Source organism: Pseudomonas oleovorans subsp. oleovorans (assembly GCF_002197815.1).
GTDB lineage: Bacteria > Pseudomonadota > Gammaproteobacteria > Pseudomonadales > Pseudomonadaceae > Aquipseudomonas > Aquipseudomonas oleovorans.
Map to the genome: position 1 here is coordinate 53,772 of NZ_NIUB01000015.1, position 24,034 is coordinate 77,805.

Annotated in this window: 25 protein-coding genes and 1 pseudogene; 12 read left to right on the plus strand and 14 right to left on the minus strand. The window is 64.2% G+C overall.

Features of this window, described 5'->3' with window-relative positions; genetic code table 11:
• Positions 1 to 17 precede the first annotated feature (17 nt).
• Entirely contained in the window at positions 18 to 260 is a 243-nt protein-coding gene (locus tag PSOLE_RS11055; RefSeq protein WP_003462367.1) for a hypothetical protein, read from the minus strand.
• 153 nt (positions 261 to 413) lie between these two features.
• Entirely contained in the window at positions 414 to 1,436 is a 1,023-nt protein-coding gene (locus tag PSOLE_RS11060) for a Leu/Phe/Val dehydrogenase (RefSeq protein WP_074856282.1), read from the minus strand.
• A gap of 101 nt (positions 1,437 to 1,537) precedes the next feature.
• On the opposite strand from PSOLE_RS11060, the gene PSOLE_RS11065 reads away from it, so the two are divergent.
• On the plus strand, positions 1,538 to 2,341 hold the full coding sequence (locus PSOLE_RS11065; protein WP_074856280.1) for a SirB1 family protein: 804 nt from the start codon (positions 1,538 to 1,540) through the stop codon (positions 2,339 to 2,341).
• 45 nt (positions 2,342 to 2,386) lie between these two features.
• Here the strand turns inward: PSOLE_RS11065 and PSOLE_RS11070 are convergent, their stop codons facing one another.
• The 3 genes from PSOLE_RS11070 to PSOLE_RS11080 form a co-directional block, all read right to left on the minus strand.
• Positions 2,387 to 2,743, minus strand: coding sequence for a PilZ domain-containing protein (locus tag PSOLE_RS11070; protein ID WP_017674984.1), 357 nt, complete (start codon positions 2,741 to 2,743; stop codon positions 2,387 to 2,389).
• 59 nt (positions 2,744 to 2,802) lie between these two features.
• Entirely contained in the window at positions 2,803 to 3,225 is a 423-nt protein-coding gene (locus tag PSOLE_RS11075) for a DUF4124 domain-containing protein (RefSeq protein ID WP_074856278.1), read from the minus strand.
• A 74-nt stretch (positions 3,226 to 3,299) separates the two neighbouring features.
• Entirely contained in the window at positions 3,300 to 3,674 is a 375-nt protein-coding gene (locus PSOLE_RS11080; RefSeq protein WP_017674986.1) for a tetratricopeptide repeat protein, read from the minus strand.
• A 246-nt stretch (positions 3,675 to 3,920) separates the two neighbouring features.
• On the opposite strand from PSOLE_RS11080, the gene PSOLE_RS11085 reads away from it, so the two are divergent.
• Entirely contained in the window at positions 3,921 to 4,829 is a 909-nt protein-coding gene (locus PSOLE_RS11085; RefSeq protein ID WP_074856276.1) for a universal stress protein, read from the plus strand.
• 71 nt (positions 4,830 to 4,900) lie between these two features.
• The gene (gene pyk, locus PSOLE_RS11090; RefSeq protein ID WP_003462375.1) at positions 4,901 to 6,352 is read left to right on the plus strand and encodes a pyruvate kinase; all 1,452 of its coding nucleotides are present in this window, start codon (positions 4,901 to 4,903) and stop codon (positions 6,350 to 6,352) included.
• Between the two features lie 136 nt (positions 6,353 to 6,488).
• On the opposite strand, the gene PSOLE_RS11095 is transcribed toward pyk, so the two are convergent.
• The 3 genes from PSOLE_RS11095 to PSOLE_RS11105 are packed head-to-tail and all read right to left on the minus strand — an operon-like array spanning position 6,489 to position 9,381.
• On the minus strand, positions 6,489 to 7,262 hold the full coding sequence (locus PSOLE_RS11095; protein WP_074856274.1) for an enoyl-CoA hydratase: 774 nt from the start codon (positions 7,260 to 7,262) through the stop codon (positions 6,489 to 6,491).
• A 60-nt stretch (positions 7,263 to 7,322) separates the two neighbouring features.
• Complete coding sequence (locus PSOLE_RS11100) at positions 7,323 to 8,261, minus strand: iron-sulfur-binding ferredoxin reductase (RefSeq protein WP_039964853.1); 939 nt, start codon at positions 8,259 to 8,261, stop codon at positions 7,323 to 7,325.
• A complete protein-coding gene (locus tag PSOLE_RS11105; RefSeq protein ID WP_074856272.1) occupies positions 8,254 to 9,381 on the minus strand; it encodes a GGDEF domain-containing protein in 1,128 nt (375 codons plus the stop codon). The genes PSOLE_RS11100 and PSOLE_RS11105 overlap by 8 nt, the downstream gene beginning before the upstream one ends.
• A gap of 474 nt (positions 9,382 to 9,855) precedes the next feature.
• Between PSOLE_RS11105 and PSOLE_RS11110 the strand changes: the two genes are divergently transcribed.
• Complete coding sequence (locus PSOLE_RS11110) at positions 9,856 to 11,379, plus strand: fumarate hydratase (protein WP_074856270.1); 1,524 nt, start codon at positions 9,856 to 9,858, stop codon at positions 11,377 to 11,379.
• A gap of 160 nt (positions 11,380 to 11,539) precedes the next feature.
• Here PSOLE_RS11110 and dsdA read toward each other — a convergent pair whose 3' ends face one another.
• A complete protein-coding gene (gene dsdA / locus PSOLE_RS11115; RefSeq protein WP_074856268.1) occupies positions 11,540 to 12,904 on the minus strand; it encodes a D-serine ammonia-lyase in 1,365 nt (454 codons plus the stop codon).
• A gap of 139 nt (positions 12,905 to 13,043) precedes the next feature.
• Between dsdA and PSOLE_RS11120 the strand changes: the two are divergent.
• A pseudogene (locus PSOLE_RS11120) lies at positions 13,044 to 13,720 on the plus strand (DUF1028 domain-containing protein).
• Here the strand turns inward: PSOLE_RS11120 and PSOLE_RS11125 are convergent.
• Positions 13,717 to 14,691, minus strand: coding sequence for a GlxA family transcriptional regulator (locus PSOLE_RS11125; protein WP_003462386.1), 975 nt, complete (start codon positions 14,689 to 14,691; stop codon positions 13,717 to 13,719). The pseudogene PSOLE_RS11120 and the gene PSOLE_RS11125 overlap by 4 nt on opposite strands.
• Positions 14,692 to 14,785: 94 nt before the next feature.
• On the opposite strand from PSOLE_RS11125, the gene PSOLE_RS11130 reads away from it, so the two are divergent.
• The gene (locus PSOLE_RS11130; RefSeq protein WP_074856266.1) at positions 14,786 to 15,334 is read left to right on the plus strand and encodes a cysteine hydrolase family protein; all 549 of its coding nucleotides are present in this window, start codon (positions 14,786 to 14,788) and stop codon (positions 15,332 to 15,334) included.
• 1 nt (position 15,335) lies between these two features.
• Here the strand turns inward: PSOLE_RS11130 and zapE are convergent, their stop codons facing one another.
• From zapE to PSOLE_RS11145, 3 genes are read right to left on the minus strand one after another with little or no spacing between them, the layout of a single operon-like run.
• Positions 15,336 to 16,445: a cell division protein ZapE gene (zapE, locus tag PSOLE_RS11135; RefSeq protein WP_074856344.1), complete on the minus strand. Its 1,110-nt coding sequence runs from the start codon at positions 16,443 to 16,445 to the stop codon at positions 15,336 to 15,338.
• Positions 16,446 to 16,450: 5 nt separating this feature from the next.
• A complete protein-coding gene (locus tag PSOLE_RS11140) occupies positions 16,451 to 17,335 on the minus strand; it encodes a carbon-nitrogen hydrolase family protein (protein WP_074856264.1) in 885 nt (294 codons plus the stop codon).
• The gene (locus PSOLE_RS11145; protein WP_074856262.1) at positions 17,332 to 17,922 is read right to left on the minus strand and encodes a GNAT family N-acetyltransferase; all 591 of its coding nucleotides are present in this window, start codon (positions 17,920 to 17,922) and stop codon (positions 17,332 to 17,334) included. The genes PSOLE_RS11140 and PSOLE_RS11145 overlap by 4 nt, the downstream gene beginning before the upstream one ends.
• Positions 17,923 to 18,033: 111 nt before the next feature.
• Between PSOLE_RS11145 and PSOLE_RS11150 the strand changes: the two genes are divergently transcribed.
• Entirely contained in the window at positions 18,034 to 18,432 is a 399-nt protein-coding gene (locus tag PSOLE_RS11150; RefSeq protein WP_074856260.1) for a nuclear transport factor 2 family protein, read from the plus strand.
• A gap of 66 nt (positions 18,433 to 18,498) precedes the next feature.
• Here the strand turns inward: PSOLE_RS11150 and PSOLE_RS11155 are convergent, their stop codons facing one another.
• Complete coding sequence (locus tag PSOLE_RS11155; protein WP_074856258.1) at positions 18,499 to 19,545, minus strand: PDDEXK nuclease domain-containing protein; 1,047 nt, start codon at positions 19,543 to 19,545, stop codon at positions 18,499 to 18,501.
• Positions 19,546 to 19,786: 241 nt separating this feature from the next.
• On the opposite strand from PSOLE_RS11155, the gene PSOLE_RS11160 reads away from it, so the two are divergent.
• From PSOLE_RS11160 to PSOLE_RS11180, 5 genes are read left to right on the plus strand one after another with little or no spacing between them, the layout of a single operon-like run.
• Entirely contained in the window at positions 19,787 to 20,476 is a 690-nt protein-coding gene (locus PSOLE_RS11160; RefSeq protein ID WP_074856256.1) for a thermostable hemolysin, read from the plus strand.
• Positions 20,460 to 21,908: an AMP-binding protein gene (locus PSOLE_RS11165; protein WP_074856254.1), complete on the plus strand. Its 1,449-nt coding sequence runs from the start codon at positions 20,460 to 20,462 to the stop codon at positions 21,906 to 21,908. Before PSOLE_RS11160 ends, PSOLE_RS11165 begins: the two co-directional genes overlap by 17 nt.
• Positions 21,905 to 22,564, plus strand: coding sequence for a TenA family transcriptional regulator (locus tag PSOLE_RS11170; protein ID WP_074856252.1), 660 nt, complete (start codon positions 21,905 to 21,907; stop codon positions 22,562 to 22,564). The genes PSOLE_RS11165 and PSOLE_RS11170 overlap by 4 nt, the downstream gene beginning before the upstream one ends.
• A 4-nt stretch (positions 22,565 to 22,568) precedes the next feature.
• Positions 22,569 to 23,360, plus strand: a complete 792-nt coding sequence (locus PSOLE_RS11175) for an SDR family oxidoreductase (protein ID WP_074856250.1) — start codon at positions 22,569 to 22,571, stop codon at positions 23,358 to 23,360.
• Positions 23,361 to 23,371: 11 nt separating this feature from the next.
• A complete protein-coding gene (locus PSOLE_RS11180; protein ID WP_074856248.1) occupies positions 23,372 to 24,022 on the plus strand; it encodes a tetratricopeptide repeat protein in 651 nt (216 codons plus the stop codon).
• Positions 24,023 to 24,034 lie beyond the last annotated feature (12 nt).

The window sequence follows — 24,034 nt, forward strand, 5'->3', positions numbered from 1 at the left end:
GGTAAAACCGTCCAGCATCATGCTCTGCTGCCTGGGTATTGCCCCGCGACCTGCTCCAGCCATGCCGGCAAATCACGTCGTTTGACGCCCTCACCTCGCGCACGGGCCAGCTGTTCGAGCATGTACTGACGTTTGCGCTCATCGCCCTCGGCAAAGGAAAGCGCCAGGTCGCGATCACTCCACTGGCGAATGCGACGGAACAACCACCAGTGAAAGTAAAGGCCGGCAGCGGTGGTGACGACGATAATGAAGTAGTCCATGGTGAATCCTCCTTGCGCCACGCTAATTTAGCTTGTGAGCATCGCCAAGTGCGGCGTTGCCGCAGGTCGCTGCACCGTGCACCCATCAGTTCGACCGGGCGCCGCCTACCGATTATCTTCGCGCCCCCACAGTTTGAACGGGCTCGGCAACCGCTAGGTGCGATAGAGCAGCCCCTCTGCCAGGTAGTCAGCGACTCGCGCCGGGGATCGCTTTTCAGCCTGCGCATGGGCGTAGATTTCAGTCAGGCGCCGGCTGATCTGCGCCAGGTGCGCGGTGATCGCCGCTAGTTCCTCGCCGCGATGGCGCAGTGCCACGTAGATCAGCCCTCCGGCATTGAGCACGTAATCCGGCGCGTAGAGAATCCCGCGAGCTTCCAGCTGATCGGCCACCTCAGGGCTGGCCAGCTGATTATTGGCCGCTCCAGCCACCGCAGCGCAACGCAGATGGGCAACCGTCTGCGCATTCAGCACACCACCCAGGCCGCAGGGCGCGAGAATGTCGCAAGGCGTGGCAAGCAGCGCATCGCTGGTTATCGGGTGCGCCCCCAGTTGCTCGACAGCCAGTTGCACACGCCCGGCATCGAGGTCGCTCACCAACAGTTCCGCGCCCGCGGCATGCAGCGCTTCGGCCAGGGCGAAGCCGACATTGCCCAGGCCCTGAATGGCGACTCGCAGCCCTTCCAGATCATCGCTGCCAAGGCGCGCCTGGGCGGTGGCGCGAATGCCCGCGAACACACCCAAGGCGGTGTGCGGTGACGGATCACCTTCACTGGTCGTACTGGTAGCGTGATGGGTGTACTGGGCGATGCAATCCATGTCGGCGCTGGAGGTGCCACTGTCGATGGCGGTGATGTAACGGCCATTGAGGGTTTCGATAAAACGGCCGAAGGCTTCGAACAGCGCGGCGCGGCTCTGCAGATGAGCCGGGCGGATGATCACCGCCTTGCCGCCACCGTGATCGATCCCAGCCAACGCCGCCTTGTAGCTCATGCCCTGAGCCAGACGAATGGCATCGCCAATGGCGCTCTGTTCATCGGCATAGGCCAGGTAGCGACAACCGCCGAGCGCCGGCCCGAAGCGGGTATTGTGAATGGCGATAACGGCTCTGAGGCCGCTGGCCGGATCCTCGGCCAGGTGCAGAGCTTCGAGCTGGGCGGCTTGCATCATGCTGAACATGGCTGCGCTCCGGGTCGGATGTCACGCCTCAGTATAGGAGAGGCCCACTGGACGACGATCCTGCCAACGGCTAAAAACAGCACAAGTCTGTGGAGAATGCGATGAGCCCTCGCCAAGCCTGCCTGCAGTGCCTACAACGCGATCCTCCCGCCCTGTTCGAGGCGGCGCTGTGGGTCGCCGCCGAACATGATCCCGAGCTTCAGCCCGCGCAGGTGCTGAACGATCTGCACGGTTTGCAGTTGCAGGTCAGCGCCGGATTACCCGTCCTGCCGGCTCGCGAACTGGCCCAGCCGCTGCTACGCCGGCTGGCCGAACTGGATTTTCAGGAGGACGACGCAGGCCTCTCCCGCCCACGCCATGCCCTGCTGCATGAAGTGCTGCGCCGCCGACGTGGCCAGCCGCTGGCGCTGGCGCTGATCGCCCTGGAGTTGGCGCGACGCCTGGAGATTCCTTTGCAGGGGGTGAACTTCCCCGGCCATTTCATGCTGCGCGTCCCCGGCGCCGACCACCTGCTCGACCCCTGCGGCGGGCGCCGTCTGTATACGCGCGATTGCCGTGATCAGCTCTATCGCCAGCTGGGCCCGGGCGCCGAACTCAGTGCCGAACATCTGCAAACGGCCGACGCCCAGGCCATGCTGCGGCGCCTGTCACGTAATCTGCGCATGCTGCACATGCAGCACGATGCCCCGGATGCGGCACTCAAGGACGCCGAGCGCGTGCTGCAACTCGGCCCGCCCAACCTGGCCGATCATCTGGCTCGTGCGGACGTCTATCGGCAACTGGATTGCCCACAGGGTGAACGCTATGACCTTGAGCACGCACTGCTGTTCTGTGAGGAAGAAGGTCTGCGCCTGCAGTTGAGCCAGCGCTTGCGCAACCTGGCACGTGCGCCGGCGGTGCATTGACGCCGCAGAGCACCGCGGCCTCCGGCACCTCGGACGAGCGAACTATCAGGCAGACGCCGCCAGGCTGTGAAAGCTGAAGTAGTAACGCAGCGCGTCGATCATCTCGACGTAGTCGGCAGGCGGCGCGACCAGAGCGAACCCGGAGTCGTAGATGCCTGGCGTGACATCTTCACGGCACCACTGGCAGTTGGCGGAGAAGTCGATGAAATGCATGCCATGCTGGCCTGGAATCTTCAGGCGCATGTCGAAGCGTGCGCCCACCAGCATCGGCAACTGACTGATCAGCATAAGACCGTCGAGAGAGACATTGCCGATGGAACCCATTGGTTTGTCGGTGATGCGATTGAACACCTTCAGGTAGTAGGGCAACTGATGGCGTTCGATTCGGCGCTGGCTACGCATAGTGGCAAATCGCTACAAAGGGACTTGAGTATGGCCCCACTACGGCCACTTAACCACCCTCAAGAACAGCGCTGGGCTATCCGCTCGCGTAGCTGGCGACGAGCGGTGTCGGTTTCTTCATCACTGTAGTAGATGCGCTCGCCGCCGGCGCCTTCGCGATAGTAGCGAAAGCCCTCCGGCATCTGCGCCAGGTGTCGGCGCAGATCACGACATTCACTGGCCCGCTCTTCGCGCTGCGCAGCTGCTGTCGCTGCAGCCTGCTGTTGCTCTTCACGCCGCGCATCGTAAAAACGCTGACGACGCTCTTCACGCTCACGCGTATGTTCGTCGCGCTCGATCACCTGCGGCCTGACCTGCACGGTTTCAGCCCCGGCAACGGGCCTTTGGCCAAAATGCACCCGCCCCTGCTCGTCCGTCCAGCGATAGATTTCCGCCGTGGCCAGAGTGGGCAACAGTGCAGCGATCAACAGCAAGTGGCGCATGTTCATCCTCCATGAGAGACATACGCCAGCTTATACCGCACCGCGTCGCCGAGGAACGTCGGACGACCGAAGGCTCAGAGTGTGGCTGGACTGACCTTGGCCGCCGGCGCCGGGCTGTGATGCCCCAACTGCTCCAGCGTCTGCAGGCGCGCGCGGGCGCGGTAGGCGTACTCGCTGGCCGGATAGCGCGTGATGATGAACTGGTAGGTCTGCGCCGCATCGACGAACAGGCTCTCGCGCTCCAGGCATTGACCGCGCAGCAGGGAAATCTCCGGCTGCAGGTAATTGCGTGAGCGGCTCTTGCGCTCGGCCTGCGACAGCTCCAGCGCGACACGGGCGCAATCGCCTTCGTTGTAGGCGCGATAGGCGTTGTTCAGATGATGGTCGAGCGAGACACGGGTGCAACCCGCTGCCACCAGGGCCACGGCCAGAATGATCAGGGTACGCATGGGCAATTCCTCCAATGAGCAGTGTATCGACAGCCCAGGCAAAAACTGAACAGCGGCAAGCCGACGACGGTTTTTCTGGCGGCGCCTTGGCATGACGCCACTGCCTCTCATTTTATCAACGCCAGCGCCACGACCGCTCGTCCTCTCGAACCAGCGCTAAATCCCCTTCTGCGCTGACCCATATCAATGCCGTTCAGCGCAACAGGGTGTGTAATGTAGGTACAGACTCCAGGCGAGGACGCTGCCATGAAACTGCAACGACTGTTGGTCGTCATCGACGCCGAACACCAGCAACAACCCGCCCTGCAACGCGCAGCCGATGTGGCACGCAAGACCGGCGCCGAATTGCACCTGTTGCAGATCGAATACCACCCAAGCCTGGAAAGCGGCCTGCTGGACAGCCATCTGCTCAACCGCGCCCGTGAAACCATCCTGCGACAGAGCCACGAGGCCCTGCGTGCCAGCGTCGCTCACCTGAGCGATGAAGGATTCAAGATCGCAGTGGACGTGCGCTGGGGCAAACGTCGTCATGAAGAAATCCTCGCCCGCGTCGCGGTGTTGCAACCGGACATCCTGTTCAAGTCGACTCATCCCAGCAGTGCGCTGCGCCGCCTGTTGTTCAGTGATACCAGTTGGCAGCTGATTCGCCGCAGCCCGGTGCCGCTGTGGCTGGTACACGACGCCGAGCCCCATGGTCAGAGCCTGTGCGCTGCGCTCGACCCGCTGCACAGCGCGGACAAACCTGCCGCCCTCGATCATCAGTTGATTGATGCCAGCCAGACCCTGCAGGCCGAGCTCGGCTTACAGGCCCAATACCTGCATGCACAGGCGCCTCTGCCGCGGTCGCTGCTGTTCGACGCCGAGGTAGCGCAGGAATATGAAGACTACGTGACCCAGTGCAGCCGCGAGCACCGCGAAGCCTTCGACAAGCTGATCGCCCAGCACGCCATCGATAGAGCACAGGCCCACCTGTTGGACGGTTTTGCCGAGGAAGTCATCCCGCGTTTCGTGCGTGAGCACAATATAGGCCTGCTGGTGATGGGCGCCATCGCCCGCGGCCATCTGGACAGCCTGCTGATCGGCCACACCGCAGAACGGGTGCTGGAACGTGTCGAGTGCGATCTGCTGGTGATCAAATCGCACGGCAAAGGGTAGTGCACAGGAACAATGACTACAGCCCGGCGCCGTAGTAGCCTCCCGGTCATAGTTCACTAGGGAGTTCGTGCATGACCTTTCGCCGCACCAAAATCGTCGCCACCCTGGGCCCGGCCAGCAGCTCGCCGGAAGTGCTGGAGCAATTGATCCTCGCCGGTCTCGACGTGGCCCGTCTGAACTTCTCCCACGGCACGCCGGACGACCACAAGGCGCGCGCCGCCCTGGTTCGCGAGCTAGCCGCCAAGCACGGCCGCCACGTCGCCCTGCTCGGCGACCTGCAAGGTCCGAAGATCCGTATCGCCAAATTCGAGAACAAGCGCATCGAACTCAAGGACGGCGATCTGTTCCGCCTCTCCTCCAGCCACTCGCGCACTGCCGGCACCCAGGAAGTGGTCGGTATCGACTACCCGGCACTGATCCAGGACTGCGATGTCGGTGACGAACTGCTGCTCGACGATGGCCGCGTGGTCATGCGCGTCGAACTCAAGGGCGCCGACGAACTGCACTGCCGTGTGATCATTGGCGGCCCGCTGTCGGACAACAAAGGCATCAACCGCCGTGGTGGCGGCCTGACTGCGCCAGCGCTGACCGAGAAGGACAAGGCCGACATCAAGGTCGCCGCCGAGATGGATCTGGATTACCTGGCCGTGTCCTTCCCGCGCGATGCTGCCGACATGGACTACGCCCGTCGCCTGCTCACCGAAGCCGGCGGTACCGCCTGGCTGGTGGCCAAGATCGAACGCGCCGAAGCCGTGGCCGATGACGAAGCGCTGGACGGTCTGATCCGCGCCAGTGACGCAGTGATGGTCGCCCGTGGCGACCTGGCCGTGGAAATCGGCGACGCCGAACTGGTCGGTATCCAGAAGAAGATCATCGCCCACGCCCGTCGCCTGAACAAAGCAGTGATCACCGCCACGCAAATGATGGAGTCGATGATCCACAGCCCGATGCCGACCCGCGCCGAAGTCTCCGACGTGGCCAACGCCGCGCTGGACTACACCGATGCGGTGATGCTCTCGGCCGAGAGCGCCGCCGGCGAGTACCCGGTCGAAGCTGTGCAGGCCATGGCCCGCGTATGCCTGGGCGCCGAGAAGCATCCGACCAGCAAGCAATCCAGCCACCGTCTGGGCCGCACCTTCGAGCGCTGCGACGAAAGCATCGCCCTGGCCACCATGTACACCGCCAACCACTTCCCGGGCGTCAAGGCCATCATCAGCCTGACCGAAAGTGGCTACAGCCCGCTGATCATGTCGCGCATCCGCTCGTCGATCCCGATCTTCGCCTTCACCCCGCACCGCGAAGCCCAGGCCCGCGTGGCGCTGTTCCGCGGCGTCTACACCGTGCCGTTCGACCCAGCCTCGCTGCCGGCGAACAAGGTCAGCCAGGCGGCGGTGGACGAGTTGCTCAAGCGCGGCGTGGTCGAGCCGGGCGATTGGGTCATCCTGACCAAGGGCGACAGCTACCATGGCACCGGCGGCACCAACACCATGAAGATCCTGCACGTCGGCGATCAGATGGTGTGATTCACCCTTGAATGCAAAAGGCCGCTCATCGAGCGGCCTTTTGTTTTTGGGGAGCGGGCTACCGCACCGAGGTACGACAATGAATATCCCCGGCTGAACACACAGCGCCCCCACCGACTGGGAGCAGAGCCGGAGATCAGGAAAACCGAGAGAAATCCGGCTTTCTGCGCTGCATGAAGGCCGTCAACGCCTCGATGGCCTCCGGCGAACGCAGACGCTGGCCGAACAACGCACCCTCCTCCTCGATCACCTGGCGCAATTGCTCGCGATCCGGTGCGCGCATCAGCCGTTTGCTGTCGGCGACCGCTGATGGCGCCAGCTCGAGAAAACGCTGTGCCATCTCGCGCGCCTTGTTCAACGTCGCGGCGCCATCCTCCAGTGCCTGATTGGCGATACCCCAGGTCGCGGCCTGCTCACCCGTGAAGGACTGGCCGAGCAACAGCAGCTCAGCGGCGCGTGCGTGGCCCAACAGACGCGGCAGAATCAGGCTGGAGCCATATTCGGGGCACAGACCAAGATTGACGAAGGGCATTTTCAACTGCGCATCACGGCTGACGTAGACCAGGTCGCAGTGCAGCAACAAGGTGGTACCTATCCCCACCGCCGGGCCAGCCACTGCGGCGACCACCGGTTTGCTGAACTCGAACAGCGCGCGCATGAACAGGAACACTTCGCTGTTCAGGCCGGCGGGCGGTGCCTGGATGAAGTCGGCGACGTCATTGCCGCTGGTAAAGCACGCCTCGCCACCAGTGAGTAGCACCACGCGCACGCTGGGGTCGCGCTCGGCTTCGTCCAGTACTTCGGCCATACCGGCGTACATGGCGCGGGTCAGTGCATTTTTCTTGTCCGGGCGGTGCATGCGCAGGGTCAACAGACCGCCGTCGCGCTCGATATGCAGGTGTTCGCTCATGCAAGGCTCCAATGGGTACGTCGTACGCACCGGTATCGGGCCTGGCCGGCCCGGCATAGCCTATGCGCGAGTGAGAAAGACGTCGGCGAGCATCTGACTGCGTGGCAAACCGGCCATGTAGAGGCGCCGCGCGAAGCTGTCGACCGTCAAGGGATGGCCGCAGAGTAAGGCGAGGGTTTGCCGTGAAACAAGGCGCAGTTCGGCCAAAGCAGCCGGCAACTGCGCCGCCGTTACCAGCTCCACCTGCAGGTTGGCGTGCTGCGCCGCCAGTGCCTGCAGTTCGCTCGCCAGGTAGTGTTCGGCCGGCTCATGCGCCACGTGCAGCAGGCGAATGGCGCCTTGGTGCTCCTGACGCAACGCTTCACGCAACACCCCGTAGAGCGGTGCCAGCCCCGTGCCGGCGGCCAGCAACCAGAGCGGTCGCGCCTGCCAATCGGCGTCGTAATGCAGGGCGCCACCGCGCAGCTCGCCGAGGCGCAGCGTGTCGCCAACCTGCAGGCGCCGCGCGGCATCGCAGAACGCGCCGGGCATACGACAATCGATATGAAACTCCAGGCAGTCGTCCTCGCTCGGCACGCTGGCCAGGGAATAGGGACGTGCCACACCTTGGTCGTTCCACAGCAGCAGGTGTTGGCCGGGGCGATAGCGCAACGGCCTGGCCGGCAGCAAGCGCAGGCGTAGAACCTGCGGGCTGGGCCAGTCCAGCGCGGCCACCTTGGCTGCCAGGCCATCACGCTGAGGGTCGAAAGGTTCGACCTGCAGGTCCCCAATCACCTGGCACTGACAGGCCAGGCGCCAGCCCTCGGCACGCTTGTCGGCCGCCAGTGCCTCAGGCTGACCATCCAGCGGCTCGCCGGCGACGCAGCGCACCAGACAGGCGTGACAACTGCCGGCGCGACAGCTGTAGGGCACCGCCACACCGCCGCTGAGCAACGCATCGAGCAGGTTGGTTTGCTGGGCGACTTGCAGCAGCTGGTCACCGACGCGCAGCTCAGGCACCCGCGTTCTCCCAGCTGGCATCGCAACGATTGCGTCCGCCGCGCTTGGCCTTATAGAGCGCCTGATCGGCACGCTGCAGGGCTTCATCGAGATCGTCACCGGCAACCAACAGTGTCATGCCGGCGGATAGGCTCAAATTATCGACCTTCACGCCCACCGGCTCGGCCCTGGCGAAGGCTTCGCGCAAGCGCTCGCAGCAGGCGGTGAACTGATCAGCATCGGTATTGGGCAATAGCAGCACGAATTCCTCACCGCCATAGCGGGCAATGATGTCACCGTCACGCAGACAGGCACGGGCCACCGCGGCGAAGGTTTGTAGCACCCGGTCGCCAGCAGCATGGCCATGAGCATCGTTGATTCGTTTGAAATGGTCCAGGTCGATCAGCGCCAGGCCGTGATGTCGCCCGTGCTCCAGATGTTCCAGTTCACGGGTGGCCAGGCGCAGGAAATGCCGACGGTTGAACAGCCCGGTGAGTTCATCGGTAGCGACCAGGTTCTCGAGCTGGCGCATCATCCCACGCAGGGTGTCCTGGTGCGCCTGCAGGGCGAAGCGACGTTGGTGCATGCGCTTGCGCATGGCCTGCACATAACTGGAGAACAGGCATAGCCAGACCAGCAGGATGAACAGCACCCACACCTGCAGCCAGGCCAGGCTCGGATCCACCAACTGCATGCGGTAGGCTTCGATCAGCACCATGGCAGTGAAGCCGAAGAAGGCGAAGGCGGCGCAGCGCACGAACACCCGCGGCGGCAGCTGGAACACGCCGAACAGCAGGATCAGTACATAGAACACCATCATCACGCCGCGCGCGCTGTCGAACAGCGCCAGCAACGGCGGCTGCCACGCCAGCGCCACCAGTACCTGGGCTTCGGTCAGGCTGGGATCTTCACATCGCAGGTTGCGGCCGGACAGAAACAGCCAGAGAAATACCAATTGGCTGCCGAAAACACCCAGGGTCAGCCAGGCAGCGGTGCTGATGGAACCGAGGAAAAGGCCATTGAACACAGCAAACCAGCAGACGAGCGCCATCATCGCGTAAGTAGCGAAGGCCATGGCGAAGCGTTTGAGCAGGAGGCTCTGCAGGCTGCGTTGCGTTCCCCGGCGAGTCGTTGAGCTCATGGGCTCCATCCCATACTGGCATCTGGCCGTACTCTACCCCTGTGATCACAAAAAACCTAGGCCGCAGTAGGGGCCGCCTAAAATCGCGGCGAGCCAGTCAGCGCGGGAAAGAACAGGCGAAAACGCACGCAATCGCGCCCGACGTTACTAGCGGCAAATGAGCATTCGACCTGGCTGACGTTCCGCCTGTTGTAACGTAGCGATGGCAATGCACGACGGCATGGATGCAGGAGGTAGAGCGACGCAGCAAGCCAAAGCCGAGGTCGCTTTGCCGGCGCCCGATAACCGCCCACTGCACTTGCCATCGACCTTCGGCTGCTGTGCCCGACGCGAGCGGGTGCGGTATACTGCCGCGCCTTTTTGAGCGGCTCTGAAAATATCGTCAAGGTGGTTTCCAGAGCTGCCCTTCCGCCGTTGCGCCGGGTCGTTGTCCGGCGCTTCCTTGTTGATGTTCCCTGATAGAGGAGCGCCCCAATGACCGTGATCAAGCAGGACGACCTGATTCAGAGCGTCGCCGACGCACTGCAGTTCATCTCCTATTACCACCCCGTCGACTTCATCCAGGCGATGCACGAGGCCTACCTGAAGGAAGAGTCGCCGGCCGCCAAGGACTCCATGGCGCAGATCCTGATCAACTCGCGCATGTGTGCCACCGGCCACCGCCCGATCTGCCAGGACACCGGCATCGTTACCGTGTTCATCAAGGTCGGCATGGATGTGCGCTGGGACGGCGCCACCATGAGCGTCGACGACATGATCAACGAGGGCGTGCGTCGCGCCTACAACCTGCCCGAGAACGTCCTGCGCGCCTCGATCCTGGCCGACCCGGCCGGTGCCCGCAAGAACACCAAGGACAACACCCCGGCGGTGATCCACTACTCCATCGTCCCTGGTGACAAGGTGGAAGTGGACGTCGCGGCCAAGGGCGGCGGCTCCGAGAACAAGTCGAAGATGGCCATGCTCAACCCGTCCGACTCGATCGTCGACTGGGTACTGAAAACCGTACCGGAAATGGGCGCCGGCTGGTGCCCGCCGGGCATGCTCGGCATCGGCATCGGCGGTACTGCCGAAAAAGCGGCAGTGATGGCCAAGGAAGTGCTCATGGAGCACATCGACATCCACGAGCTGCAGGCTCGCGGCCCGCAAAACCGTATCGAAGAGCTGCGCCTGGAGCTGTTCGAGAAGGTCAACCAGTTGGGCATCGGCGCCCAGGGTCTGGGCGGCCTGACCACCGTGCTCGATGTGAAGATCATGGATTACCCGACCCACGCCGCGAGCCTGCCGGTGTGCATGATCCCCAACTGCGCCGCCACCCGTCACGCCCACTTCGTGCTCGACGGCTCGGGCCCTGCCGAACTGGAGGCGCCGGATCTGGACGCCTACCCGGAAATCGTCTGGGAAGCCGGCCCGAGCGCGCGCCGCGTCAACCTCGATACGCTGACCCCGGAAGACGTGCAGAGCTGGAAGCCGGGCGAGACCGTCCTGCTCAACGGCAAGATGCTCACCGGCCGCGACGCTGCACACAAGCGCATGGTCGACATGCTGAACAAGGGCGAGCAACTGCCGGTGGACCTCAAGGGTCGCTTCATCTATTACGTCGGCCCGGTCGATCCGGTCGGTGACGAAGTGGTTGGCCCGGCTGGCCCGACCACCGCTACGCGGATGGACAAGTTCACCCGGCAGATCCTCGAGCAGACAGGCCTGCTGGGCATGATCGGCAAGTCCGAGCGCGGCCCGATCGCCATCGACGCAATCAAGGACAACAAGGCCGTGTACCTGATGGCCGTCGGCGGCGCCGCCTACCTGGTGGCCCAGGCGATCAAGAAGTCCAAGGTGCTGGCCTTCGAAGAACTCGGAATGGAAGCCATCTACGAGTTCGAAGTCAAAGACATGCCGGTGACCGTGGCGGTCGACACCAAGGGTGAGTCCGTGCACATCACGGGACCTGCGATCTGGAACAAGAAGATCGCCGAAAGCCTGGCGGTAGAAGTGAAGTAAGCGTCAACGTTGCAAAGCAGAAGCCCGGCCAAGTGCCGGGCTTCTGCGTTTTCAGGCGCGACGCGTATCGCTCCTGGGTAGGAGCCGCGCCCCGCGGCGAATTGGCCCGTGCAAACGGCAGAGAAGCTTCGCCCCGGGACGGTGCTCCTACAGACTTGCGTCAATCCTCGCCCAAACCCTGCAACAGTTGCCGGCCACGCGCCAGGTAGCTGTCCATCTCCGCCTGCGGCACCATGCTGCCGCCGGTCGCCCATACCAGATGGGTCGCCTGCGCCATGTGCTGAGGAGTGAGGCCCATGCGCTGGCGATAGCCCTGCTGCTCGCCAAGCACGCGCAGCACACCCGGCATGCCGGCCAGAGCCGAAGGTTCCAGGCGCTGGCCCTCGGTCTGCTCCAGCAACGCCAGGTAGCGGAACAGCTGCTCATCGCTGACCGTGTAATAACCATCGATCAGGCGCTGCATGGCGCGGCCGACGAAACCGGATGGCCGCCCCACGGCAAGCCCGTCGGCAGCCGTGCGGTTGTCGATACCGAAATCCTGAACCGCCAATTCTTCATGCCGACCGGTATGCACGCCGAGCAGCATGCACGGTGAATGGGTCGGTTCGGCGAACAGGCAGTGCACCGCGTCGCCGAACGCCAGCTTCAGGCCGAACGCCACACCACCCGGCCCGCCACCGACGCCGCAAGGCAGGTAGACGAACAGCGGATGCTCGGCATCGACCACGACACCAGCCGCTGCCAGTTGCTGCTTGAGACGCTCACCCGCCACCGCATAGCCGAGGAACAGGTGCCTGGAATTTTCGTCATCGACGAAGTGGCAACGCGGATCGCCTTCGGCCTGACGCCGCCCCTGCTCCACCGCAACGCTGTAATCGCTGGCGTACTCGACCACCGTCACGCCATGGGCGCGCAGCTTGTCCTTCTTCCATTGGCGCGCATCGGCGGACATGTGCACCGTGGCCTGGAAACCCAGCCGCGCGCTGATGATGCCGATGGACAAACCCAGGTTGCCGGTAGAGCCGACGGCTACCTGATAGCCACCGAAGAAGGCGCGCATCTCTTCGCTGTCGAGGCAGGCGTAATCGTCATCGAGGCTGAGCAACCCGGCAGCCAGTGCCAGGTCCTCGGCATGCTTGAGCACCTCGTAGATGCCGCCGCGGGCCTTGATCGAACCGGAGATGGGCAGATGGCTGTCGCGCTTGAGCCACAGCGCGCCGATCTCGCCTTCTGCCTGGGCCTCCTCACTGAGCAACGCGCGCATCTGCGGCACGGGCAGGATGTCCGATTCGATGATCCCGCCACTGGCAGCCGTCTGCGGGAACACTCGAGCCAGGTAGGGCGCGAACCGCGCGAGACGGGCGCTGGCATCAGCCACGTCTGCGGCGTTCAAACCCACATCGTCCAACGCCTCGCTGACAGGCGCCACGGCAGGGTTGAACCAGCTGGTTTCGCGCAGGGCGATCAGTTCGTCGAGCAGCGGATATTGCGCGCGCCACTGGGCGAGCGACTGGCCAAGAATCATGCGGCGTTCCTCATTGCAGGCAGTTAACGGCGCCCATTAGATGATGCCCGTGGCCATCTGGCAAAGGCCGCGACAAGCAGCCAAGCGGAACGATACCTGCCCAGGAGTGGCCTAACCGGGAAACCGCCAAGGAGGCGCCATGACCTTTTCCATCGTTGCCCGCTGCCCACGTACCGGACAGTTCGGCGTCGCAGCGGCCACTGCCATGCCCGCCGTCGGCAAACTGCTCAGCCATGCCGCCGCTGGTGCGGGGGCGTTGGCGACCCAGGCGCGCAGGTCAACCCCTATCTGGGTCTGGATGGACTGGCGCTACTGCGTCAGGGATTGTCGGCTAAGGAAGTCCTGGAGCGCCTCAAAGCCACCGATCCGTGCATGGAACTGCGCCAATGCGCGCTGATCGACGCTCAGGGTGACAGCCTGTGCTGGACCGGCGACAAGTGCCTGCCCTGGGCCGGCTCGCTGAGCGGCGAACAGTTCTCCGTGCAGGGCAATCGCCTGGTCGGCCCACAGGTACTGGACGCCGTGGCCGAAGCCTTCCGCCACGCGGAGAAACGCCCACTGATCGAACGCCTGATCGAAGCCCTGGCCGCTGGCGACCGCTGCGGCGGCGACCGTCATGGCGAATCCTCCGCGGTGATCTACGTGGTCGATCAGGAGGCGTATCCGCTGTGGGACATCCGCGTCGACCACCATCTCGACCCAGTGGCCGAGCTGCGTCGCCTGCATGACGTATTCGCCCGTGAAGTGCTGCCGGAGATTCTCGCCATGCCGACCCGCGACAATCCGGCAGGTAAGGCGGCGGAAGACTCGGTCTAACGCGCAGTGGTGCCGAAACGCCGCCGGTAATCGCCAGGCGACAGGCCCACCAGACGAGTGAAGACCTTGCGAAACGCGCCACTGTCGCGATACCCCACCTGCCAAGCCACCTGGTCGATGCTCTGGCGAGTGAACTCGAGCATTTCGCGCGCCTTGCTCACACGTAGCTGCTGGCAGTACTCGGTGGGCTTCAGCCCGGTGGCGGCGCGAAAGCGACGCAGAAAGGTGCGCTCCCCCAGCCCGGCACGCGCGGCCATATCGGCCAGGCTCGCCTCGGCGCCCTCCTCCCCCTGCAACCAGCGCTGCACAGCAAGCACTGCGGCATCGCCGTGATCGAGGCTGGGCGCGAAGCTGCTGAAATGGCGCTGCGATTCGCGGTTCAGGTCCACCACCAGAAAGCGCGCGGTCTCGGCGGCGATGGTCGGCCCCAGCAGGCGAGTAACAATGGCCAGACCGAGATCGGTCCAGGCCATCAGACCACCGGCGGTGATCAGGTCACCGTCATCGATCACCATGCGTTCGGGCAGTACCTGCACCTGCGGAAAACGCGCCGCCATCTGCGCTGCCAGCGCCCAGTGGGTAGTCACCGTGCGCCCATCGAGCAAACCGGACTCGGCCAGTGCAAAGGCACCGGCACAGACCGAAGCCAGCAGCACGCCGGCGCCGTGCTGTGCACGCAGCCAGTCACGGTAGACGGCAGCGAGCGGCTGCTCAGCAGCATCGTCCAGACAGGGCGGCAAGATCACTACCTGCGGCGTACCCTCGGCCTGCGGCAAGCTGTCGAACATGCGCTGAAGCTGTCCTGCTTCATCGGCCTGCCAGTGACTGACCCGCAGCCGAGGCAGCCCCTCACGCCCCTGCCCGGCGGCCATGCGATTGGCCACCGCGAACAGATCGCCCAGACCATACACCGCTGCCAGCTGGGCACCGGGGTAGCGCAACAGGCCAATCTCCAGACAGCGCTCGCTCATTGTCAGTTTTTCCCCGCAGATTGTCGGCCGCGCCCATCCTCGCAGGCGCGCCAGGGCGATAAGGTTTGCCGCACATCATCCCACGGAGACAACCATGAGCAAGCGCGCCCTGATCCTGATCGACATCCAGAACGACTATTTTGCCGGCGGCAAGTGGTCGCTCGAAGGCATGGACGGAGCAACCGCCAACGCCGCCCGCGTGCTGGCGGCAGCACGCCAGGCGGGCGATAAGGTGATCCATGTACGCCATGAATTCGAAAGCGCCGACGCGCCCTTCTTCGTTCCCGGCAGCGCTGGTGCGAACATCCATCCGCAGGTGCAGCCGCTGGCGAGCGAAGTGGTGGTGCTCAAGCATCAGGTCAACGCCTTTCTCGGCACCGATCTCAAGGCTCAACTCGACGCCGCCGGCATCGAGCAGGTGACGCTGGTCGGCGCCATGAGTCATATGTGCATCGACGCTGCAGCACGTGCCAGCAGCGACTTCGGCTATGCCACCACGGTCATTCACGATGCCTGCGCGACGCGCGACCAGGAATTCGAGGGGCAATCGATTCCGGCCGCCCAGGTGCATGCCGCCTATATGGCCGCACTGGCCTTCGCCTACGCGAACGTGGTTTCGACCGAGCAGTATCTGGCCGGCTGAATCAGCTGGCGCCGAAGCGCTGCAGTTGCATCTCGCGCAGGCGACTGAGCGTACGGCGGAAGGCAAAATCGAGGTAGCCCTGAGTGTAGAGTTCATCCAAGGCCACCGCGGCCTCGATGTAGAGTGGCACGCGACGGTCGTAGCACTCGTCGACCAGGGCGATGAAGCGGCGCACCGCATCGTCATTAAGCGACAGCGCCGGCAATTGCCGATCCCCGGCATCGACCCGTTCGGCACCGTCCTCGGTGCCACGGGCGATGCGCCCCTCGCGTTGCTCGCCACCCAGGCGCGGCACTTCGCCAAGCAGGATGGCCGGAAAGCGCTCGCACAATTCGATGAAATCCACCGCTGCCAATGGCTGCTCGCACAGATCACGGAAGCGACACCATAGCGCGGCCGGACTATGGCCGAGGGTCGATACGCTGCGATGGGCCAGCTGCACTGGCTCACGGCTGATGATCTGCCCCTCGCTCAAACGAGCGAACAGCTCACCCAAGGCTTGCGGCTGCTTCACCCAATAACGCTGCACCTCAGCGCCGGGATGCAAGCGGTGATCCTGCTCGCCGTCGACCGCCACCACCTGCATGTGCGCCGTGAGCGCGGCGATAGCCGGAAGGAAGCGCTCGCGGTTGTAGCCCTCGGCGTAGAGCTGATCCGGCGGCTGGTTGGAGGTCGCCACCAGCACCACGCCCTGCTCCACCACCAGACTGAGCAGGCGACCGAGCAGCATGGCATCGCCGATATCGCTGACGAACAGCTCGTCGAAACACAGCACGCGCACCTCGCGCCCCAACTCCTCGGCCAGCAGGCGCAGCGGGTCGGCATTGCCAGTGAGCTGAAACTGCCGGCGATGCACCCACTGCATGAAATGATGAAAATGCTGCCGCCGCGCCGGCACCCGCAAGGCGTTGTAGAAACTGTCCATCAGCCAGGTCTTGCCACGCCCGACCGGCCCCCAGAGGTAGACGCCAAGAGGCCGCCCACCTCGCTCAACAGCCTCATGACAGTGCTGCAGCGCCTCGACCGCACGGCGCTGCGCGGCATCGACCACGAAACCGGCAGCAAGCGCACACTGATAGGCGGCCTGGGGCGAATCGTGCGGCGCCTGCATCGCGGTCAACGTAGCACCAGCCGGCCGTCATCGAACTGCCGTGGCCAGTCACGACGGGTGAACACCTGGCCCTGCTCACGCACGCGGCGTACTTCATCCAGATCCAGCTCGCAGATCAGCCAGTGGCTGCGCGTGGGGCATAGCTCCTCGCTCTCGGCGACGATGCCGCTAGCCGGCATGCCGTAGTCCGATGGTACGTACAGCGAGGCGCGGCCATAGCCTTCGTCCAGCGACGGCGACCAGGGCGCCAGGCCGACGGTGGGCGAATGCAGCACGGCGATCTGGTTCTCCAGCGCACGGGCCTGGGCGCCGATACGCACGCGGTGAAAACCGGCCACGGTGTCTGTGCAACTGGGCGCGAGGATCAGGTCGACCCCGGCTTCGGCCAGGGTATGAGCCAGCAGCGGAAATTCGTTGTCGTAGCAGATCAGGATGCCCAGCTTGCCCAAATCTGTATCGAACACCTTGAGGCCGTTACCCGCTGCGATGTGCCACTGCTCAAGCTCGAAGCGGGTCATGATCAGTTTGTCCTGAGTGCCCAGACAGCCGTCCGGGCCGAACAGCCAGGCGCGATTGCGGTAAATACCGTCATTATCCAGCACTGCCACCGAACCAGGCTGCAGGTAGATATTCAACCGCCGCGCCAAGCTCTCGCACAGTTCCAACCAGCGTGGCAGCAGCGGCTGGATACCGGCGATGGAGCCGTGCAGGTCACCGCGCTCGGCTTCCTGCAACTGGCCGGTCAGCACCAGGCCGGCGTATTCCGGCAGCAGCAGCAGCTCGGCGCCCTGCCCGGCTGCGTCCTCACACAGCGTGGTGAGATGCTCGGCATAAGCGTCCCAGGTGGCGAACAAGTCGATGTGATATTGGCAGGCGGCGACCTTGATCATGACGCGAGCTCCTTCAACCAGAACGACATGGGTTTGGCCGACTCCTCGGCTTCATCCAGATCGCGCCAGTGGTAATAGGTGTGCAATTCGGGGTGATGGCGATAGCCGCGGCGCGCCCAGAAGGCGTCCAGCGGTTGATAGTCGGCTGGCCGCCTCGGATGATCGACGGGGCGCTGCACGGCGCAGAAGGCGCACCAGTCGAAGCCGCCCAGCTTGCGCGCATGGACCTCGCGCTCGACGAAGAAGCGCACGCCGAGTCCACGCCCGCGCCAGGCCGGCAACACCACCGACTCGGCGCAGTAGAAGATGCGCGCCGGATTCCACCCCGCAGCGATGAATGGCTGCTGAAATTCCTCGGTTTCATCAGCCAGCGGCAGTGCCGTGGACGCGCCGACCACACGCCCCTCGTCACGTACCAGCACGCACAGGCTATCGGCACTGCGCACGTAGGTGGCCAGGTATTCGGCCTCGTAGTCGAGGTTGCCGTCGTAGAGGTAGGGAAACTCGCGGAACACCTGGATGCGCAGGCGCGCCAGGTCGTCGATATGGGGTTCGATCTCCGCGCCCCGGAGCAGTCGGATATCCATTGCAGTCGCTCGCCAGCAACAGGGTGACGCCAGCAGCTATACCAGCGGTAAACGGTGAACTTATCATGCGGGCCAACGAACCACTAACCACGCCACGAAAGGAACTTAGCCATGACCGCCACCGAACTGGTTCAGGCCTACTACGCTGCCTTCAACGCCGGCGACATGCCCGCCTTCTTCGACCTGCTGGCAGAAGACGTGGTGCACGACATCAACCAGGGTGAACGTCAGGTCGGCAAGGCCACCTTCGCCGCTTTCATGAACAAGATGAACCGTTGCTACCGCGAGCGCCTGGATGACATCGTGGTCATGCAGAACGCTGCAGGCGACCGCGCCGCTGCCGAGTTCGTGGTACACGGCGAATACCTGGCCAACGACGAGGGCCTGCCGCCGGCCAATGGCCAGACCTATGTGCTGCCGGCCGGCGCCTTCTTCGAGATCAAAAACGGCAAGGTCGCGCGCATCAGCAACTACTACAACCTCAATGACTGGGTTGCGCAGGTCGGCTGAATATCCTCAGGCCCGGGGCCGAGCCTGGCAGCCGCTCGGTGCCCTGATGCACAACCCCCTCCCAGCTCAGTGAACCCAGTACAGCCCACGTTGCTCGGCCAGCCGCGCTCGCTCCCGATCCAGCTCGGCCCGTAGCTCTTCTTCGCTGGGCAACACCAGCTTGTATTTGCTGGCGAACAGTTGCTCATTGCCCTGCAGCACCGAATAACGCACCACTGACGCATCCCTCTGCGCACAGAGTATGATGCCCACGGTCGGGCCATCTTCCGGGCCGCGCCTGAGGTCATCGAACATGCGCACGTACATGTCCATCTGGCCGATGTCCTGATGGGTCAGCTCGCCGCGCTTGAGGTCAAAAATGACGAAGCACTTGAGCAGGTAGTTGTAGAACACCAGGTCGATATAGAAATCCTTGCTCTCGGTGCTGATGCGCTGCTGCCGGCCGACGAAGGCGAAACCCTTGCCCAGTTCCAGCAAAAAGCTCTGCAACTGGTCGATCAGCGCCTGCTCCAGCTCGCCCTCCAGCATGGTGCCGGCATTGGGCAGGCCGAGGAACTCCAGCAGCACAGGATCGCGCACGAACTCACGCGGGCTCTTGCCCAGGGCCTGCAGCTTGCTCGCCGCCTCCTGCTCGACCGCCGCGCGATCCTGGCTGGCCAGCAGGCGCTCGTAATACAGCGTACCGATCTGCCTCTCCAACGCACGAGTGCTCCAATTCTGCGTCGCGGCCTCGTTCATGTACCACTGCCGTGCACTGTCGCTGTCCAGCTTGAGCAGGATGCGATAGTGCGTCCAGCTCAATTCGTGACGCAGTGCGTCACGAATCGGAAAAGCTTGGTAGAACAGACGCATGTAGCGCAGGTTAGAGGCATCGAAGCCCTTACCGAACTCAGCCGTCAGCTCACTGGCCAGCGTCGGCAGCAGCTTCTTGCCGTAGGCGGCACGCGCCTGCCCAGCCTGCTCGAACTCGACGATATGCCGGCCCACTTCCCAGCAGGTTTGCACCTGAATCACATCCACCGCACGAACCGCCTGTTGCCGAGCCTGACGGATCAATTCGGCTAGCTCCGCGAGCAAGGGACGCAGCGCCGTTTGCGTCTGAGTCGATGTCATACTTCCTCCGTTGAAGACTGAAGCGCCTAGCACTGCATACCCTGCTAGCCAAGTTCTGATGCTCGCGAACCTTAACCGCTCGTTCGGCCATGAACCAGTGCTCTAGCCCGTTGTAGGAGCGGATTCATCCGCGATGGTCAACGCTGAAACCACAAGCCTGAAACATTTTGCAAAGCCTTAATACAGCGTTAAGCCAGCCCCTCACACAATCGCCCCCAGGTTCATCACCGAGGTTCCGAGCATGGAACTACCCTGGGCGCAGCATGATCGTCCCGTTGCCCGTATCGGGCGCGGCGATAGTTACGAACTCCACCTGGCCTCCCCTGGCAGCGCACGTCGCGTTGCCCTGGAGCAGTTCATCCGCCAACGCTTCGAACTGCAGCACGGCGCACGCATCCGTCACTTCATGCCCTGCCTGTTCGGCCTGGAAAACCAGGCCGGGCAGTTGCTCGGCGCAGTGGGCGTGCGCAGTGCCGGCAGCGGGCCGCTGTTTCTCGAACGTTACCTGGACGAGCCGATCCAGAACGCCATCGGCGCACGCCTCGGCCACACCGAGCCTGGCCGTGACGAGCTGGTGGAAGTCGGTAACCTGGCCGCCGACAGCCCCGGCGCCGCGCGCCTGCTGATCGTCGCACTGACCGACCTGCTGGTGGCTCTGGGTTTTCGCTGGGTCACTTTCACCGGTACCCCGACCCTGCTCAACAGTTTCCAGCGCCTGGGCCTGACTCCAATCGCCCTCGGCGAAGCCGATCCGGCGCGCATGGGCGAGGAGCTGGCCGACTGGGGCAGCTACTACGACAACCGCCCGCTGGTGATGGCCGGCGACATCCATGGCGGCCACCAGCGCCTACTGCAGCTGGGCGCCTATCCGCGTCTCGGTCATCAACCGCTGTATGCCCTAGAGGACATGCCCGATGTGGTCTGCAGCTGAATCCTTCTTCACCCGCCTCGGCGAGTTCGGTACGCACATCGCCCTGGCCGAAGGCGAACGTACCCTGACCTATGCCGAGCTGCTCGGCGCGGTCGCCGCGCGCGGCAGGCACCTGCGCGCCCTCGGCGCCCACCGCGTGGCGCTGGCCCTGGACAACGGTATCGACTGGGTGTTGTGGGACCTGGCGGTGCTGCACGCCGGCCTGGTCTGCGTGCCAGTGCCGGGGTTCTTCTCCGCCGATCAGCAACGCCATGTGCTCGACAGTGCCGGCATCGACTGCCTGATCGGCAACGGCGCTCCTGGTTTCATCCCCGTCGAGAACGACATTCATCGCCGCACGGTGGCACAGCCGCCCAAGCTGCATGCCGGCACCTGCAAGATCACCTACACCTCCGGCACCACCGGCCAACCCAAGGGCGTGTGCCTGGATCTGGACACGCAACTGGCGGTGGCCGACAGCCTGATCAAGGCCAGCGCCAGCCGCGAGGTGCAGCGGCACCTGTGCATCCTGCCGCTAGCGACCTTGCTGGAGAACATCGCCGGGGTTTACGCGCCGCTGCTGGCCGGCGCGCTCGTGGAGCTGATGCCCATGGCGCAGATTGGCCTGAGCGGCGCCAGCGGCTTCGACCTGATGCGCTTTCTGCAGGCACTGCAAGCTGCTCAGCCGCACAGCCTGATCCTGCTGCCGCAACTGCTGCTGGCGCTGGTCAGCGCGGCCGAGCGCAAACTGCCGGTACCGAACTCGCTGCGCTTCGTCGCCGTCGGTGGCGGGCGCGTCTCCGCCCAGTTGCTGCAACGCGCCGATGCACTGGGCCTGCCGATCTTCGAGGGTTACGGGCTGTCCGAGTGCGCCTCGGTTGTCTGCCTGAACACGCCCGAACAGCGCCGCATCGGCAGCACCGGCCAGCCGCTTGGCCACCTGCAGGTGAGCCTGGCAACTGACGGCGAAGTGTTGGTCAAGGGCGCCCGCATGCTCGGCTACCTCGGTGAGCCGGCGCCGCAAGGCGAATGGTTGGGCACCGGCGATCTCGGTCATTTCGAGCACGGTTTTCTGGTGCTGCACGGGCGCAAAAAACATCAGTTCATCACCGCCTTCGGGCGCAACGTCAATCCGGAATGGGTCGAGTCCGAGCTGATGCAACAGTTGCCCATCGCCCAGGCCTGGCTGCACGGCGAGGCGCTGCCAGCCAACGTCGCAGTGCTGGTGCCGCGCTTCGCCAATACCCCTGATGCGCAGTTGCAGGAAGCCGTGGACGCCGTCAATCACGGCCTCCCGGACTACGCCCGCGTGCACCACTGGTTGCGCGCCGATGCCCCTTTCAGCGCGAGCAATGACCTGGCTACAGCGAATGGTCGTCTGCGCCGCGCCGCCCTGTTCAACCATTACCAAAGCGCCATCCATGACCTGGTGGCAGAAGGAGTACACGCATGAGCTTCTACGAATCCCTGCTGGCCCAGACCCAGGCCGAGCGCGACTACCTGCTCGGCGCACCGATCATCCAGCAGGCCATGACCGGCCAGGTCGCCCTGCGCAGCTACATTGCCTTCCTTACCGAGGCCTACCACCACGTCAAGCACACCGTACCGCTGCTGATGGCCTGTGGCGCACGCCTGCCGGAACGCCTGGAATGGCTGCGCGAGGCCATCGCCGAGTACATCGAGGAGGAAACCGGCCACCAGGAGTGGATCCTCAATGACATCGCCGCCTGTGGTGCCGATAAAGAAGCGGTGCGCCATGGCACTCCGCAGTTGCCGACCGAGTTGATGGTGGCCTACGTCTACGACCGTATCGCCCGGCACAATCCGGTGAGTTTCTTCGGCATGGTCAATGTACTCGAAGGCACCAGCATCGCCCTGGCCACCCAGGCCGCCGGTATCATTCAGGACAAACTGCAGTTGCCGAACAAAGCCTTCAGCTACCTCAACTCCCACGGCAGTCTGGACCTGGAGCACATCGAATTCTTCAAGAAGCTGATGAACCAACTGGACAACAACGATGACAAGGCCGCCGTGGTGCACACCGCTAAGGTCGTCTACCGCCTTTACGGCGACATGTTCCGCAGCCTGCCGCTGTCGAGCGAGGAGTAAGGTCATGCAACCGACGGATTGCCGTGCCCTGCTCACCGGTGCCAGTGGTGGCATCGGCCTGGCCCTGGCGCATCGTCTGGCCAGCGAGGGTGCCCATCTGCTGCTGGTGGGCCGTCGCCTGGAACCTCTGCAACCGCTGCTGCAACGCTTCCCGCAGAACGTGCAGCTGGTGCAGGCCGACATCGCCACCCGCAGCGGCCGTGATGCACTGCTCGCCGCGGCGCAGAACTTCGGCGGGTTCAATTGCCTGATCAACGCCGCAGGGGTCAATCGTTTCGGCCTGCTCGACCAGCAGGACGAGCAGCAGATCGCCGAGCTGATCGGCCTCAACGTCACCGCCACGCTTCAACTGACCCAACGACTGCTACCGCTGCTGCGGGCGCAACGGCGTGCGCTGGTGATCAACGTCGGCTCCACCTTCGGCGCCATCGGCTACCCCGGCTTTGCCGCCTACTGTGCCAGCAAGTTCGCCGTGCGCGGCTTCTCCGAGGCCCTGCGCCGCGAACTGGCCGACACTCACGTACGCGTCCTCTACTTCGCACCGCGCGCCACCCGCACGTCGATGAACGCCCCTAGCGTGGTGGCGATGAACGATGAGCTTGGCGTGGCCATGGACGACCCCGCGCAGGTGGCCGAGGAACTGCTCGACACCATCCGCCGCGAGCAGGAGGAACGTCACCTGGGCTGGCCGGAACGCCTGTTCGTGCGCCTCAACGGTCTGCTGCCACGCGTGGTCGACCAGGCCCTGCGCAAGCAGTTGCCGATCATTCAACGCTTTGCCCGTCACAAGCACTGAGGAGATTTCCCGTGAACGCATTTCGCACCCTGATCATCGCCGCCCTCGGCTTCACCGCCCTGCCCGCCTTCGCCCTCAGTGACAACGGTCAGGCTCAGTTGCATCAGTTGCAAACACGCTGGGCAGAGATCAACTACCAGACGCCGGAGAAGCAGCGTGAAGAGGCCTTCGCCAAGCTCGTCACGCAGGCCGACGCCGCGCTAGCCAGCGAGCCCAAGGCACCGGAGCTGCTGATCTGGCGCGGCATCATCCTCAGCACCGAGGCCGGCGCCAAGGGCGGTCTTGGCGCCCTGGGCCTGGTCAAGGAAGCCAAGGCCAGCCTGGAACAGGCCCTGGCCATCGATCCGCAAGCCCTGGCCGGCTCGGCCTACACCAGCCTCGGTAGCCTGTACTACCAGGTTCCGGGTTGGCCGATCGGCTTCGGCGATGACGAGAAGGCCGAGAAGATGCTTACCCAGGCCCTGGCCATCAACCCGGACGGCCTCGACCCGAATTACTTCTATGGCGACTTCCTGCAGCGGCAGAAACGCTACGAGGAGGCCCGCGCCGCCCTGGAGAAAGCCCTGGCAGCCAAGGATCGTCCTGGCCGCGAACTGGCTGACAAGGGTCGCCGCGCAGAAGCCACGGCGCTTTTGCAGCAAGTCGAGAGTAAACTCCAGTAACTCGGACGCATC

Coding starts and splice junctions, on each gene's coding strand:
- dsdA (WP_074856268.1), bottom strand. CDS start 12,904: ATGATTCTTGGCCAGTCGCTCGCCCAGTGGCGCGCGCAATATCCGCTG.
- PSOLE_RS11085 (WP_074856276.1), top strand. CDS start 3,921: ATGAAACTGCAACGACTGTTGGTCGTCATCGACGCCGAACACCAGCAA.
- PSOLE_RS11105 (WP_074856272.1), bottom strand. CDS start 9,381: ATGAGCTCAACGACTCGCCGGGGAACGCAACGCAGCCTGCAGAGCCTC.
- PSOLE_RS11145 (WP_074856262.1), bottom strand. CDS start 17,922: ATGGATATCCGACTGCTCCGGGGCGCGGAGATCGAACCCCATATCGAC.
- pyk (WP_003462375.1), top strand. CDS start 4,901: ATGACCTTTCGCCGCACCAAAATCGTCGCCACCCTGGGCCCGGCCAGC.
- zapE (WP_074856344.1), bottom strand. CDS start 16,445: ATGCAGGCGCCGCACGATTCGCCCCAGGCCGCCTATCAGTGTGCGCTT.
- PSOLE_RS11080 (WP_017674986.1), bottom strand. CDS start 3,674: ATGCGTACCCTGATCATTCTGGCCGTGGCCCTGGTGGCAGCGGGTTGC.
- PSOLE_RS11175 (WP_074856250.1), top strand. CDS start 22,569: ATGCAACCGACGGATTGCCGTGCCCTGCTCACCGGTGCCAGTGGTGGC.
- PSOLE_RS11140 (WP_074856264.1), bottom strand. CDS start 17,335: ATGATCAAGGTCGCCGCCTGCCAATATCACATCGACTTGTTCGCCACC.
- PSOLE_RS11055 (WP_003462367.1), bottom strand. CDS start 260: ATGGACTACTTCATTATCGTCGTCACCACCGCTGCCGGCCTTTACTTT.
- PSOLE_RS11150 (WP_074856260.1), top strand. CDS start 18,034: ATGACCGCCACCGAACTGGTTCAGGCCTACTACGCTGCCTTCAACGCC.
- PSOLE_RS11170 (WP_074856252.1), top strand. CDS start 21,905: ATGAGCTTCTACGAATCCCTGCTGGCCCAGACCCAGGCCGAGCGCGAC.
- PSOLE_RS11070 (WP_017674984.1), bottom strand. CDS start 2,743: ATGCGTAGCCAGCGCCGAATCGAACGCCATCAGTTGCCCTACTACCTG.
- PSOLE_RS11160 (WP_074856256.1), top strand. CDS start 19,787: ATGGAACTACCCTGGGCGCAGCATGATCGTCCCGTTGCCCGTATCGGG.
- PSOLE_RS11075 (WP_074856278.1), bottom strand. CDS start 3,225: ATGCGCCACTTGCTGTTGATCGCTGCACTGTTGCCCACTCTGGCCACG.
- PSOLE_RS11130 (WP_074856266.1), top strand. CDS start 14,786: ATGAGCAAGCGCGCCCTGATCCTGATCGACATCCAGAACGACTATTTT.
- PSOLE_RS11065 (WP_074856280.1), top strand. CDS start 1,538: ATGAGCCCTCGCCAAGCCTGCCTGCAGTGCCTACAACGCGATCCTCCC.
- PSOLE_RS11165 (WP_074856254.1), top strand. CDS start 20,460: ATGTGGTCTGCAGCTGAATCCTTCTTCACCCGCCTCGGCGAGTTCGGT.
- PSOLE_RS11060 (WP_074856282.1), bottom strand. CDS start 1,436: ATGTTCAGCATGATGCAAGCCGCCCAGCTCGAAGCTCTGCACCTGGCC.
- PSOLE_RS11095 (WP_074856274.1), bottom strand. CDS start 7,262: ATGAGCGAACACCTGCATATCGAGCGCGACGGCGGTCTGTTGACCCTG.
- PSOLE_RS11110 (WP_074856270.1), top strand. CDS start 9,856: ATGACCGTGATCAAGCAGGACGACCTGATTCAGAGCGTCGCCGACGCA.
- PSOLE_RS11155 (WP_074856258.1), bottom strand. CDS start 19,545: ATGACATCGACTCAGACGCAAACGGCGCTGCGTCCCTTGCTCGCGGAG.
- PSOLE_RS11125 (WP_003462386.1), bottom strand. CDS start 14,691: ATGAGCGAGCGCTGTCTGGAGATTGGCCTGTTGCGCTACCCCGGTGCC.